Annotated in this window: 10 protein-coding genes; 9 read left to right on the top strand and 1 reads right to left on the bottom strand. The window is 70.5% G+C overall.

What is annotated here, in order from left to right; genetic code table 11:
* Positions 1 to 125: 125 nt before the first annotated feature.
* The gene (locus tag HNR09_RS11120) at positions 126 to 584 is read left to right on the top strand and encodes a 23S rRNA (pseudouridine(1915)-N(3))-methyltransferase RlmH (RefSeq protein WP_179542095.1); all 459 of its coding nucleotides are present in this window, start codon (positions 126 to 128) and stop codon (positions 582 to 584) included.
* Positions 577 to 1,245, top strand: a complete 669-nt coding sequence (locus tag HNR09_RS11115; RefSeq protein ID WP_179542094.1) for an NADPH-dependent F420 reductase — start codon at positions 577 to 579, stop codon at positions 1,243 to 1,245. The genes HNR09_RS11120 and HNR09_RS11115 overlap by 8 nt, the downstream gene beginning before the upstream one ends.
* A gap of 10 nt (positions 1,246 to 1,255) precedes the next feature.
* On the opposite strand, the gene HNR09_RS11110 is transcribed toward HNR09_RS11115, so the two are convergent.
* The gene (locus HNR09_RS11110) at positions 1,256 to 1,684 is read right to left on the bottom strand and encodes a hypothetical protein (protein ID WP_179542093.1); all 429 of its coding nucleotides are present in this window, start codon (positions 1,682 to 1,684) and stop codon (positions 1,256 to 1,258) included.
* Positions 1,685 to 1,805: 121 nt separating this feature from the next.
* Here HNR09_RS11110 and HNR09_RS11105 point away from each other — a divergent pair, with 121 nt between their 5' ends.
* The 7 genes from HNR09_RS11105 (at position 1,806) to HNR09_RS11075 (ending at position 12,942) form a co-directional block, all read left to right on the top strand.
* Entirely contained in the window at positions 1,806 to 6,704 is a 4,899-nt protein-coding gene (locus HNR09_RS11105) for an ATP-dependent helicase (RefSeq protein ID WP_179542092.1), read from the top strand.
* A 9-nt stretch (positions 6,705 to 6,713) separates the two neighbouring features.
* Complete coding sequence (locus tag HNR09_RS11100; protein ID WP_179542091.1) at positions 6,714 to 7,379, top strand: VOC family protein; 666 nt, start codon at positions 6,714 to 6,716, stop codon at positions 7,377 to 7,379.
* A gap of 66 nt (positions 7,380 to 7,445) precedes the next feature.
* Positions 7,446 to 8,519 carry a pseudouridine synthase gene (locus HNR09_RS11095; RefSeq protein WP_179542090.1) on the top strand — a complete coding sequence of 358 codons (1,074 nt, stop codon included), beginning with the start codon at positions 7,446 to 7,448 and terminating at the stop codon, positions 8,517 to 8,519.
* Positions 8,507 to 9,139 (top strand): DedA family protein, encoded by a 633-nt coding sequence (locus tag HNR09_RS11090; RefSeq protein ID WP_343047522.1) that lies wholly within the window; start codon positions 8,507 to 8,509, stop codon positions 9,137 to 9,139. The genes HNR09_RS11095 and HNR09_RS11090 overlap by 13 nt, the downstream gene beginning before the upstream one ends.
* Before the next feature lie 180 nt (positions 9,140 to 9,319).
* The gene (locus HNR09_RS11085; protein ID WP_179542089.1) at positions 9,320 to 11,140 is read left to right on the top strand and encodes a hypothetical protein; all 1,821 of its coding nucleotides are present in this window, start codon (positions 9,320 to 9,322) and stop codon (positions 11,138 to 11,140) included.
* Positions 11,141 to 11,273: 133 nt separating this feature from the next.
* A complete protein-coding gene (locus HNR09_RS11080; protein ID WP_179542088.1) occupies positions 11,274 to 11,813 on the top strand; it encodes an NUDIX hydrolase family protein in 540 nt (179 codons plus the stop codon).
* A 121-nt stretch (positions 11,814 to 11,934) separates the two neighbouring features.
* On the top strand, positions 11,935 to 12,942 hold the full coding sequence (locus tag HNR09_RS11075) for a sugar phosphate isomerase/epimerase family protein (RefSeq protein WP_179542087.1): 1,008 nt from the start codon (positions 11,935 to 11,937) through the stop codon (positions 12,940 to 12,942).
* The last annotated feature ends 21 nt before the right edge of the window (positions 12,943 to 12,963 follow it).

The following is a 12,963-nucleotide window of genomic DNA, read 5'->3' as shown; positions in this document are numbered from 1 at the left end:
GAGGTGCGAGTGATGCGGCCCCCGGGCTGGCCTTCTTCAACGCCCCCTCAGCGTCGGCCAACCCGGGGGCCTTCCCCGTCCCCTCTCTGGACGCCCCTCCTGCAGCCCGCATAGGCTCATGACCCATGAGCATCAGCGTGGTCGCCATCGGCAAGAAGCATGAGGCGTGGGCCGTGGACGGCATCGAGCGTTACACCAAGCGGCTGCGCAAGCCCTATGACCTGAGCTGGAAGCTGCTTCCGCACTCCTCCCGAGAGGGCGATGCCGCCCGCGACGAGGAGTCCGCCCGCATCCTGGGCGCCGTTCGGGATCAGGACCACGTCATCCTGCTGGACGAGCGGGGCAAGAACATCGACTCCCCCGACCTCGCGAAGCATCTGCAGGGCCAGTTCGACGTCGGCCACCCTGTGGTGCTGGTGATCGGCGGCGCCTACGGAGTCAGCCACCAGCTGCATGCCCGGGCGGACTTCGTCTGGTCGCTCTCCCGGCTGGTGTTCCCGCACCAGCTGGTGCGGATGATCCTCGCCGAGCAGGTGTACCGGGCTCAGGAGATCGCCGGCGGGAGGCCGTACCACCATGTCTGAGCACACGCTCCTGCCCCCGGTGATCGGTGTCCTGGGCGCCGGACGCGCCGGCACCGCCTTCGCCCGGACGTTGGTGAAGGCCGGGTTCGAGGTGGACATCTGCTCCACCCGGCCGCCTCGAGCGCTGCGGCACCATCTGAAGATCTACGCCCCCGGCGCCGTCGCCGTCATCGCGGAGGACGTCGCGGCGCGCACCCGTGAGCATGAGAACGGGCTGGTCATCCTCGCCGTTCCTCAGGAGGATCTCGACGATGTCGAGCCGGAGTGGGTGGCGGGCTGTGTGCTGGTGGATGCCACGAACGCCTGGCAGGACGAGGTGCTGCCCGGATGGCTTCAGGCGGCCGCGGACGAACAGCTGCCCACCTCGCTGGCGGTGGCCGGCCATTTCTCGGGCTCCCGGGTGGTCAAGGCCCTCAACCATGTCTCGCACGGCGAGTTCGACGACGCCGCGGACCGAGACCTGCCCCTGGATCAGCGCCGGGCGCTGGGAGCAGCCGGCGACGACGGCGCCGCCCGAGGCCTGGTCATGATGCTGATCGAGGCCATGGGATTCGATCCGGTCTCCCTCGGCCCACTGGCCGCGGGGCGGATTCTGGAGCCTGACGGCCCCTTGTTCAACCGTCCGGTGCGCCGGGACGATCTGCTGCCCTTCGCGCGCTGATCCGGGCAGCTCAGCCGGAGCCGGTCGCCGTGACGATCTCCGCCACCCGGTCGAGGGCAGCCGCGATGCTGTCCGGCGCCCCGGCCCCCTGCAGGGTGTGGGCTGCGATCTCCGTGTGATCGGCACGCCACAGCACCTGCACGACGACGGCGTTTTGCCGGGCGGCTCCTGCCGCCTGGATGCCGATGAGCAGCGTCTCCTTCACGTTCTCCGGGACACCAGGCTGGTCCGCGGGTAGCAGGTCGTCGAAGTCGTCGACGAGCGCCTGCTCGGTGTCCGGACTCCACGTCGCCGAGACCTCTTGGCGCCCACCGGTGACGCCGCTGAGCCGGGCGCGGAGCCAGCCCGCCCCGCCGACCAGGCTGGCCCCGAGCACCTCGCGCAGCTCGCTGACGGGCAAGGCGGGCGAGGGGGCCTCCTGATACGAGTGACTGTCCATCCTTCGATCCTCGCCGAGGTGGGAGGTCAGGGCAACCGAGTGATGCCGTTCGATGGCCCCGCGCCCTCCTGCCTCCGTCGAGAGCCCGAAGACGTCACCGGATCTCGCTACAGTGGCGTCCATGGATGCGTCGAGCGATCCCCACCAGGCCCTCGCACCCTTCACCGCGCCCACCCGCGAGTGGTTCACGGCGTCCTTCGGCGCGCCCACCGCCGCGCAGGCGGGCGCCTGGGATGCGGTGTCCCGAGGACACAACGCCCTGGTGGTCGCCCCGACCGGCTCCGGCAAGACCCTCTCAGCCTTCCTCTGGTCGGTGGACCGGCTCTTCGCCGAGCCCGCCGCCGGGACGACGGTCCTCTACATCTCCCCGTTGAAGGCCCTCGGGGTGGACATCGAGCGCAACCTGCGCAGCCCGCTTGTCGGGATCGGCCACACTGCGCGCCGGCTGGGACACGAGCCCACGGAGGTCACAGTGGGCGTACGCACCGGGGACTCGACCTCCAAGCAGCGCCGGGATCTGGTCCGCAGCCCGCCGAACATCCTCATCACCACTCCCGAGTCGCTGTATCTGATGCTGACCTCCCAGGCGCGGCAGACCCTTTCCCAGGTGAGCACGGTCATCGTCGACGAAGTCCATGCCCTGGCCGGCTCCAAGCGTGGGGCCCACCTGGCGGTCTCCCTGGAGCGGCTGGACGACCTGCTGGACTCCCCCGCCCAGCGGATCGGTCTCTCCGCCACCGTGGAGCCTCGGGATGAGGTGGCCCGCTTCCTGGGCGGGCGCCAGCCGGTGGAGATCGTCGCCCCGCCGGCCGAGAAGCAATGGGACATCACCGTCTCCGTGCCGGTGGAGGACCTGGCCAACCCGCACGGGCCGCTGCCCGGTCAGTCCTCCGCTCCGGAGGAGGACCGGGACGACGACGAAGGACACCGCCCCGGTGATGACCACGAGTGGGACGGCGTGGCCGAACTCGCCCACATCCCGGGCTCACAGCCGCTGCAGCCCTCCGTGTGGCCCCATGTGGAACATCAGATCGTGGATCTGGTCGCCTCCCGTCGCTCCACGATCATCTTCGTCAACTCGCGTCGCCTGGCGGAGAAGCTCACCGGCCGCCTCAATGAGATCTGGTCGGAGCGTCAGGCCTCCCGGGGCACCGAGGATCGCCCCGACGACGACGCCGCCCCGCCGGACCTCGCCCGCTCCCACCACGGCTCGGTCTCCAAGGAGCAGCGCAAGCTGGTGGAGGAGGACCTCAAGGCCGGACGGCTGCGCTGCGTGGTGGCGACCTCCTCCCTGGAACTGGGCATCGACATGGGCGCGGTGGACCTGGTGATCCAGGTGGAGGCGCCGTTCGCAGTCTCCTCGGGCCTGCAACGCATCGGTCGTGCCGGACATCAGGTGGGCGAGATCTCGGTGGGATGGTTCTTCCCGAAGCATCGCGGGGATCTGGTCTCCACCGCCGTCGTGGTGGAACGTATGCTGGCCGGTCGGATCGAGGCACTGCACATTCCCCGCAACCCGCTGGACATCCTCGCCCAGCAGACTGTGGCCGCCGTCGCGCTGGAGAGTCTGGACGTCGAGGAGTGGTTCGAGACGCTGCGCCGCAGCGCACCCTTCGCCTCCCTGCCGCGTTCCGCCTATGAGGCGACGCTGGACCTGCTGGCAGGCAAGTACCCCTCGGACCGGTTCGCCGAGCTGCGCCCGCGGATCGTCTGGGACCGCGACGCCGGCACGCTGACCGGCCGGCCTGGGGCCCAGCGGCTGGCCGTCACCTCCGGCGGCACCATCCCGGACCGTGGGCTGTTCGGCGTCTATCTGGCCAGCGGCGAGGAATCCGGCTCCGCCCGCACAGGCGGGCGCCGGGTGGGCGAGCTGGACGAGGAGATGGTCTACGAGTCCCGGGTGGGGGACGTCTTCGCCCTGGGTGCCACCAGCTGGCGCATCGAGGAGATCACCTTCGACCGGGTCCTGGTGACACCGGCCTTCGGGCAGCCCGCCGCGCTGCCGTTCTGGCGCGGTGACGGACTGGGCAGGCCCGCGGAGCTCGGTGAGGCGCTGGGCCGGTTCCACCGGGAGATCCGCACCGAGGACGAGGCCACGGCCACCGCCCGGCTGCGGGCCCTCGGCCTGGACACCTGGGCGAGGGAGAACCTGGTCCGGTACCTGACCGAGCAGCAGGAGGCCACCGGGGCGCTGCCCACAGACACCACCTTGGTGATCGAGCAGACCCGTGACGAGCTCGGCGACTGGCGGATCATCCTGCACTCCCCCTACGGGCTGCCGGTCCACGCCCCCTGGGCGCTGGCCGTGGGCGAACGCCTGCATGAGCGCTACGGGCTGGACGGCTCCGCCCTGGCCTCCGACGACGGCATCGTCCTGCGGGTGCCGATGATGGACGATGACCCGCCCGGAGCGGATCTGTTCCGGTTCGAACCCGATGAGCTCGAGGAACTGGTCACCGCGCAGGTCAGCTCCTCGGCGCTGTTCGCCGGGCGGTTCCGCGAGGCGGCTGCCCGCGCACTGCTGCTGCCTCGGCAGAATCCCGGACAGCGCACGCCCCTGTGGCAGCAGCGGCAGCGCTCTGCCCAGCTGCTGGAGGTCGCCGCCGGGCATCCGGACTTCCCCATGATCATGGAGGCGATGCGGGAGGTGCTCCAGGACGTCTATGACATGCCCGCCCTGCTCGAGGTCATAGGACACATCGGTCGGCGGAGGATCCGCCTGGTGGAGGCCACCACACAGCGGCCCTCTCCCTTCGCGCAGTCCATCCTCTTCGGCTACATCGCCCAGTTCCTCTATGAGGGTGATTCACCCCTGGCGGAGCGCCGGGCCGCCGCTCTCTCGGTGGATCCTGAGTTGCTGGGCGAGCTGCTCGGCCGGGTGGAGCTGCGGGACTTCCTCGACGCCGACATCATCGCCACCGCAGAGGCCCATGCCCAGCGGCTCTCGCCCTCCCGGCGGTTGCGCGGCGTCGAGGGTGCCGCAGATCTGCTGCGCCTGCTGGGGCCGCTCAGCGCCGATGAGCTGGCGGCCCGGCTGGCAGGTCCGGCCCCGGCGGGCGACGAGGACGCCGCCGTGGACGCCGACACAGACGCCGCCGATCCCCCGCCGCTCGACGTCGCCACCGCGCGCGGCCACGCCGAGTCCCTGGTGGCCGCGCAGCGCGCGTTCCGCGTGCGTTGGCTCGGGCAGGACCGCTACGCCGCGGTGGAGGACGCCTCCCGGCTGCGCGACGGCCTCGGTGCCCCGCTGCCCCCAGGCATCCCCCAGGTGTTCCTGGACCCGGTGGAAGATCCCCTCGGAGATCTGGTCTCCCGATTCGCGCGCACCCATGGCCCCTTCAGCACCGCCGAGGCGGCCGGCGCCCTGGGGCTCGGGACCGCCGTCGTGGCGGAGGTGCTGGAGGAGCTGGCCGGTGACGCACGGCTGATCCGCGGGCTCTTCCGACCCGATGTGGAGCCCGGTTCCCGCGGAGAGACCGAATGGTGCGAGACGGAGATGCTGCGCCGCATCCGGCGGCGCTCGCTGGCCGCGCTGCGGGCTGAGGTGGAGCCGGTGCCCCCGCGCGCCTTCGCCCAGTTCCTGGCCGGCTGGCATTCGGTGACCCCGCAGACCCGGATGGAGGGGCAGGGGGCCCTGGTCGATGTCATCGCGCAGCTCTCCGGTGCCGCCGCCCCGGCCAGCGCCTGGGAGAGCCTGATCCTGCCGGCCAGGATCCGGGACTATCGGCCCGCGATGCTCGATGAACTGGTCAGCTCCGGAGACGTTGTGGTGGCCGGCCGCGGGGCGCTCTCCGGCCATGACGGCTGGATCGCGCTGCATCCGCGGGAGGACGCCGAGGCCGGCCTGCTGGTGGTCCGCGACCACACCCCCACCGTGCTGCAGGAGCAGGTCCTCCAGATCCTCGACGACGGCGGCGCCTGGTTCGCCGAGGCGCTGGCCGATCAGCTGGCCCGGCGTCGCGAGCCGCACGACGGCGAGTCGGCCTCCGCGGGATCGGGCCCCGCGGGATCAGCCTCTGCCGAGAAGGTCTCCGAGGCGTTGTGGGAGCTCTTCTGGGCAGGGCGGGTCCTCCCGGACAGCTTCACCGCGATCCGCAGCATGCTCTCGGGTGGACGCACCGCGCACAAGGCCACGGCCCGCCCCACCCGCAGCCGGCACACCTCCCGGCGGATGGCGCTGCGCCTATCCGTGGACGCTCGCCGTCCCGTGGCCGGCGGCTCCCCGACCCAGGCCGGTCTGCGCAGCGCGGCGTCGCGGCCTCCTGGGGTCAGATGGTCCTCCGCGCCCGGGCCAGTGCCGGCCCCGACGCAGCAGCGCCGGGAGCGGGTCACCGCCCTGGCCTATGCCCGAGCTGAGATCCTCCTGGACCGCTACGGGGTGGTGACCCGTGGATCGGTTCTCGCCGAGCAGCAGACCGGAGAAGCCCCCTCCGCGCGCGCCGCCAACACTGATGCCCTGGCAGAGAGCCCGCTGGCCGGCGGGTTCGCCGCGGTGTACAAGGTGCTGGCCACCGCCGAGGATGCCGGGCAAGTGCGTCGCGGCTACTTCGTGGAGCACCTGGGCGCAGCCCAGTTCACCACCTCGGCCACCATCGACTCGCTGCGCGCCACCTCCGAGGCCCTCGACGACCCTTCGATCTCCGAGCAGTCCTCCCCCGAGATGCTGGTGCTGGCCGCCACAGACCCGGCCAACGCCTACGGGGCGGCCCTGGACTGGCCGGAGCTGGAGGAGAACAGACACCGCCCCGGCCGCAAGGCCGGCGCCGTCGTGGTGCTCCATCACGGGGAGCTGGTGCTCTACATGGAGCGCGGCGGACGCACGATGCTGCTGTTCACCGAGCAGGACCGGCTCATCGATGCGGCCGCGGAGGCCCTGGTGCAGCGACTCCGGCAGGCTCGCACAGGACGGGTCGCCGTCGAGCGCGTCAATGGGTCCCCGGTGCTGTCCACGCGGCTCGGGGAGGCGCTGCGCCGGGCGGGCTTCCATTCGTCACCGTCGGGCCTCAGGTTTTCCGGATAGGCTGATGCCATGACTCTCTGCCTTCCGTTCCTGATGTTCCAAGGTCGGGCCCAAGAGGCCATCGACCTGTACCTGGAGACGTTCTCGGACGCCGAGCTCATCGAGATCCAGCTCCACCCCGAGGGGACGGAGATCCTCGACGTCGGCCCGCCCGAGGAGGACGAGGTCGAAGAGGACAGCCACGCAGAGGACGGCCACGCGGAGGACGGCGACGCAGAGGACGGTACCCCCTCCGAGGATGACCCCGCAGCCCACGGCGAGGACACCGACGGTGAGGACGTCGCCCAGGACGAGGAGACCTCCCCATCCACGGGCACCGATCTGACCACGGTCGAGGCTGAGCAGGAGCAGGCACCTCCGACCCGCCTGGTGGCCACTGCGCAGGTGCAGGTCGGCGGCCAGATGCTGATGATCCAGGACAGCCTGGTCCGGCACGACTTCAGCTTCACCCCTTCCGTCTCCGTGGCAGTGGTGGTGGACAGCAGCACCGAGTTCGACGACGTCGTCGAGAAGCTGAGCGAGGGTGGCACCTTCCTCATGGAGCCCGGTGACTACGACTTCGCGAAGAACTTCGCCTGGGTGCAGGACCGCTTCGGCATGTGCTGGCAGGTCAACCACCCGTTGACCGCCCCTGACGAGAACATCGCCCAGGCCCAGGCTCCCGACTGGGGCTGAGCCGGAGCACGGTCTTCCGCGCCCCGCCCGTCGAGGCGGACCCCGGGAAGGCGGTAGGCTGGACGGGTGGCTCAGAAGTCTCCTCTCCCCGTGCGTGACGGGGTCAACGCCACCCGCCTGCGGCTTCCGCTCACCGGCCCCTGGGAGACCCTGCACGACTATGTCCTGGAGACCTTCGGACATATCGACCATGGCGGGATCACCCGGCGTTTCGAAGACGGCGAGGTGGTCGACGTCGAGGGCCGCCCGCTGAGCACCGCGACCCCGCTGGGGACCTGCGAGTTCCTCTGGTACTACCGATCCGTGAGCGATGAGCAGCCGCTGCCGGTCACCGAGGAGATCCTGCACGAGGACGAGCACCTGCTCGCCGTGGACAAGCCGCATTTCCTGCCCACCACGCCGGCCGGCCGGTACGTGCAGGAGTCCCTGCTGGTGCGGCTGCGACGTCGACTCGATCTGCCGGACCTCATCCCGATCCACCGGCTGGACCGCGGCACCGCCGGCGTCGTCATCTTCTCCAAGGAGCCCAGCACGCGCGGTGCCTACCAGCTGCTGTTCGAGAACCGCCGGGTGCTCAAGACCTATGAATGTGTCAGCGCCCTCCCACCTGGGCCGCACCCCGCAGCCGGCCCGGGGCCGATCCGCTGCGGCGAGAGGCTGGCCGCTCGCTTCCCCTTGGTGATCCGCAACCGGATCACCAAGACCAAGGGCGTGGTCGTCTCCGAGCTGCAGCCCTACGAGGTCGCCGACTCGGGGAGGCGGCCCCACGACCGCCGTGCTCCGCGGCGTGGGCGACGCCGCACCACTCCCGTCCCGGGTGCCAATTCCTCCTCGAGGGTCGAGCTGCTGGGAGTCGGGCACGGCCGCACCGGAGTCGACGCCGGGCACTTCCGCCTCACTCCGCACACTGGCAAGACCCATCAGCTCCGCATCCACATGGCGCTGCTGGGGCTGGGAATCATGCACGACCGCTTCTACCCGGAGCTGCTCGACGATGCCCCGGATGACTTCGACGAGCCCCTGCAGCTGCTGGCCCGCACCTTGAGCTTCACCGACCCGCTGAGCGGTGAAGCGCGAGAGTTCACCTCCCGGCGCACCTTGGCCGAGACCCCTTCGGAGGCGCCCCCGTGGACGAGCTGATGACCGCGGCCCAGGGTCTCGGTGACCCTGCGCTGCTCGAGGAGTGGGGCTGGTGGTACTTCGCCGCTCAGCTGGCGGCGGTGGCGTTCACCGCCTTCGTGCCGCCCTTCCCCTCCGAGGTCATGGTCATCGCCTCCGGTTCGATGGCCGCCGACGGGCTGATGCCGCTGAGCATGGTCCTGACCGTCACCACGCTCGGCTGCCTGCTGGGCGACATCGGGGTGTACCTGCTGTTCCGGTATCAGCTGATCCGCCTGCTGCACCGCTGGAGGTGGGGCAGGCTCATCCACCGGAAGCTGCTGCGGATGTCCCTGCGCGCCGGGGGCCCGTCGACCTGGGTGGGGCTGCTCCTGATCCGGGCGGTCCCAGGAGGTCGCTGCGCGTCGATGGCGACCGCTGGCATCATGCGCCTGACCTGGCCCTTCCTCGTCCCTCTGGCGCTGGCAGGCGCCGTGACCTGGTCGTTGTGGCTGGTCGGGTTAGGTTACATTACGGGAACAACTACGGGGCTTCCCCCGTGGGCCAGCACGGTCGCAGCCGTCGGAGTGGGTACGCTGGTGGGGTTGATCATCGCCGTGGTCTCCGCGCGACGGCGCCGATCACGCACGAGCACGTCCTGAGCTCTGGCAGAGGGTCTGGGATGTCCACCATCCGCAGACACGCTCACCGGGATCACCAGTGCCCAGACGACCCGCATCCGCACGAGGGGAGAGAGCCCAGTGACCGACCGGTCCCCCGAGTCCACGACGTGGGCCGCCTCCCCTGCTGTCGAGCGGCCGGAGCAGCACTCCGAGGAGACCGTGAGCGCACCATCCCCCGCCGAGAGCGACGACTCCCCACGCGCCGAGGCCCCGGAGAGCGCTGAGACTCCTGCGGTCCCAGAATCGGCTGAGGACGCTGAACTCGGCGAGGTCACCGGACCGCTCGCCGAAGTCGACCCCGCCGACGGCGAGGCTCCGGACGACGACGACGCCGAGTCGGAGCAGTCGAGCACGCACCCCACCACCGAGAGCATCCGGCTGAGCCACGCCACTCCCGTGCTTCCGCCCGAGTCGCGACCCGAGGCGAAGGACACCACCCTCAGCGACTTCTTCGACACCCTCGACGCCCGCGTCGCCGAGGCCACAGGCAGGCTCGCCGGCGCCTTCCGCCGCCCGGAGCCCGGCGAGCAGGTCTCGGCCCGCGTGGACACCTGGCCCGTCCGGGACCACACCGAGGAGCCCGAAGAGGCTCCCCAGGGCCAGGGTGACGCGTGGGAGGACGGCTCCTCGTGGGAGGAGGAGTCCATCTCGGCCCACGATGACGCCACCTCCTACCCCGCAGATCTCCCAGCACACCTCGAGGAGGACCTCGCCGACGACGTCGATCTGCCTGACGCAGAGTCCGCCTCCCAGCTGGACGCCTACCAGCAGCAGGACCACGCCCCGCTGTCGCTGCCGACCGCGGACATCGACCCGGAAGAGGACGCCACCATGGTGACCCTTCCCCCCATCGACGCCCAGACCGGTGACCCGCGCACGAGCCGGATCGCGCTTCCCCGTCCACCTTCAGGCGACGGGCGCCCCCTGCCGTGGGAGGTCCGTGAGCAGCAGGCCGAGCAGGCCCGTCTGCAGGACGCGAGCGCGGCGCGGCGTCGCGCGGTGATCTTGGAGAAGGCCTCCGCCATCGAGGCGGCCACGGGTCATGAGGACCCGGACTCCGAGGAGTTCGCGGATGAGGAAGAGGACCTCTACACCTACATCCCGCCGTACAACCTTCCCTCCAGGGATCCCGACCCGGTGCCGCGCGGACAGGACATGGCTCGCCAGATCTTCGTCACCATCGGCGCGCTGGCCGCCGTCACCTCGGCGCTGTGGATGCTGGGCCTCTTCACCGGGCCGGCGATCATCGGAGGCAACGGCCTGGAGAGCCTGGTCGACGGCTGGTACTCCGGCAACCGTGCGCTGCTGACGCCAGACGCCGGACACTATTGGCTGTGGCCGGTCATCGCGCTGTGCTTGGTCGGGCATGCGGTGTACCAGTGGACCACTACGCAGATCTCCACGCCTCGGCAGCGCCGCTCAGGCTGGCTGGTGGGACTGGCCTCGATCCTGATGCTGATGTGGACCGCAGCGGTCCACGCCGGGATGATGACCGCCGCAGTGCTGGCGGCACTGGCCGCGGCACTGGCGCTGGTCGATGCCGTGCGCCAGTTCACCCTGCACACGGCGCGCAACGCGGTCGAGCGACGCCTGACCGACGCCGTCGTGGGTCTGTTCGCCGGCTGGGCGCTGGTCGGGGCGATGTCCTCCGTCTCGGCCATGCTGACCATGATGGGTGTGCGGATCCCCGGCTTCCCGGCGATCCTGTGGGCCATGATCGGACTGGTCGCCTGCATCTGGGTCGGCGCGTTCTATGCGATGACCGAGCGGGGCCGGATGACGATCGCCCTGGGTCTGGGCTGGGGGATGTTCTGGCTGATCTTCCCGCGGCTGCTCTCCGAGACCCCGTCGGTCTGGGTGGCGATCGGCGCGGCGATGGGCGCGTTCATCGTCATCCTCGCCACCGAGTCCCGACGACACAGGATCAACCACGCCGAACGGCGCGCGGCCATGGGGCGCCCCGTGGACGACATCATCTGACGCCACCCCATGGGGCCCTGAGCCTCGACGCAGCTTCTGAGATCCGCCCTCGGCCCTGTCCGCCGAGGGCGGATCTGTCTCACGTCGGGAGCGTCCATGGGCAGTCCGGGCTGCGGTGAGGTATGAATGGACCATGAGCGTGCGCACCCCCGATCCCAACCCGGGATGGCTGAACGAGGCTGACCTCCATGAGGCTCGCCGACGACTCCCGATGGTCTACGTGGAAGCCATCCCGGTCCGGCAGGACTCCCTGGGATATGTGACCGAGGTCGGTCTGCTCTACACCGCCGACGACGACGGCCGTTTCTACCGCACCGTGGTCTCGGGCCGTGTGCTGTATCGGGAGACCATCCGGGCGGCTCTGCTGCGCCACATCGAGAAGGATCTGGGCTCGCTGTGTCTGCCGCAGCTCCCACCCTCGCCGACGCCGTTCACCGTGGCTGAGTACTTCCCGTATCCGAGCGAGACGGGCCTGGTCGACGATCGTCAGCACGCCGTGTCCCTGGCCTACGTGGTGCCGGTCTCCGGTGAGTGCCAGCCGCGGCAGGATGCCCTCGAGCTGTCCTGGCTCTCACCTGATCAGGTGCTCAGCGATGATGTCCAGGGCGAATTCGTCGGCGGCCGTGGACAGCTCGTCCGGCAGGCGCTGGGGCACATCGGCTTCACCGGCTGACCCCGCCTCACCTCTTCCCTCCGCCCTCGCGCAAACACGAGCATCACGCCGAATCTGCGCCTCCATGGTCATATGTCTTGACATTAGAACATCAAGGGAGCAGAGTGGTGCACACCACGTCATGACCCGCCCGGCGGCCCCTGCGGCCGTCGCCGTCGAGGAGGCCGAAGTGACCACCACTCCCGCCCGCACACCCAGCACCGCCGAGGACGGCACCACCTCTCCCGTGCTCGTCGGCACGGCCCCGGACTCCTGGGGCGTCTGGTTCCCGGACGATCCGCAGCAGACCCCCTGGGAGCGGTTCCTCGACGAGGTGGTCGAGGCGGGCTATCACTGGATCGAGCTCGGCCCCTACGGATACCTGCCCACCGACGCTTCCCGCCTGGCCGATGAGCTCTCCGCCCGGGATCTGAAGGTCTCCGCCGGAACGGTCTTCACCGCCTTCCACCGCGCCGGAGCCGACGAGCGCCAGGCCACCTGGGACCAGATCCATCAGGTCGCCGAGCTCACCGCGGCGGTCGGCGGCGAGCACATCGTGGTCATCCCGGCGATGTGGCGCGACGACGTCACCGGCGAGGCCGTGGAGCCGGGGACCCTCGACTCCGACGGCTGGCGCCGACTCGCCGCAGGCCACGACGAGCTCGGTGCGGTCCTCGAGGAGAAGTACGGACTGGCCCAGCAGTTCCACTCCCACGCCGACTCCCATGTGTGTTCCATGGACGAGATCCTCCGCTTCCTGGAGGAGACCGATCCGCAGCGGGTGAGCCTCTGCCTGGACACCGGCCACGCCGAGTACGGCGGAGCCTCCTCCGCAGAGCTGATCCGCCGGCACCCGGACCGCATCGGCTACCTGCACCTGAAGCAGATCGATCCGAAGATCATGGAGGTCGTGCGCCGCGACGACCTCACCTGGGCGGCCGCCAACAAGGCCGGCGTCATGGTCGAGCCCCCGGCCGGGCTGCCGGACCTCTCCGTCGTCATCGACGAGCTGGAGCGCCTGGACCGCTCCTTCTTCGGGATCGTCGAGCAGGACATGTACCCGGTCGAGTCCTTCGACGTTCCTCTGCCGATCGCCACCCGCACCCGCAGGTACCTGTGCGGCTGCGGCTCCCGCACGCGCATCCGCTGAGCCCTCCCAGCCCAGGCGCCG

The organism is Nesterenkonia xinjiangensis, assembly GCF_013410745.1.
Lineage (GTDB): Bacteria > Actinomycetota > Actinomycetes > Actinomycetales > Micrococcaceae > Nesterenkonia > Nesterenkonia xinjiangensis.
Note: the sequence above shows the minus strand (reverse complement) of the source record. Positions and strands in the feature narration are given on the sequence as shown.

Coding starts and splice junctions, on each gene's coding strand:
- HNR09_RS11115 (WP_179542094.1), top strand. CDS start 577: ATGTCTGAGCACACGCTCCTGCCCCCGGTGATCGGTGTCCTGGGCGCC.
- HNR09_RS11075 (WP_179542087.1), top strand. CDS start 11,935: ATGACCCGCCCGGCGGCCCCTGCGGCCGTCGCCGTCGAGGAGGCCGAA.
- HNR09_RS11100 (WP_179542091.1), top strand. CDS start 6,714: ATGACTCTCTGCCTTCCGTTCCTGATGTTCCAAGGTCGGGCCCAAGAG.
- HNR09_RS11105 (WP_179542092.1), top strand. CDS start 1,806: ATGGATGCGTCGAGCGATCCCCACCAGGCCCTCGCACCCTTCACCGCG.
- HNR09_RS11110 (WP_179542093.1), bottom strand. CDS start 1,684: ATGGACAGTCACTCGTATCAGGAGGCCCCCTCGCCCGCCTTGCCCGTC.
- HNR09_RS11080 (WP_179542088.1), top strand. CDS start 11,274: ATGAGCGTGCGCACCCCCGATCCCAACCCGGGATGGCTGAACGAGGCT.
- HNR09_RS11120 (WP_179542095.1), top strand. CDS start 126: ATGAGCATCAGCGTGGTCGCCATCGGCAAGAAGCATGAGGCGTGGGCC.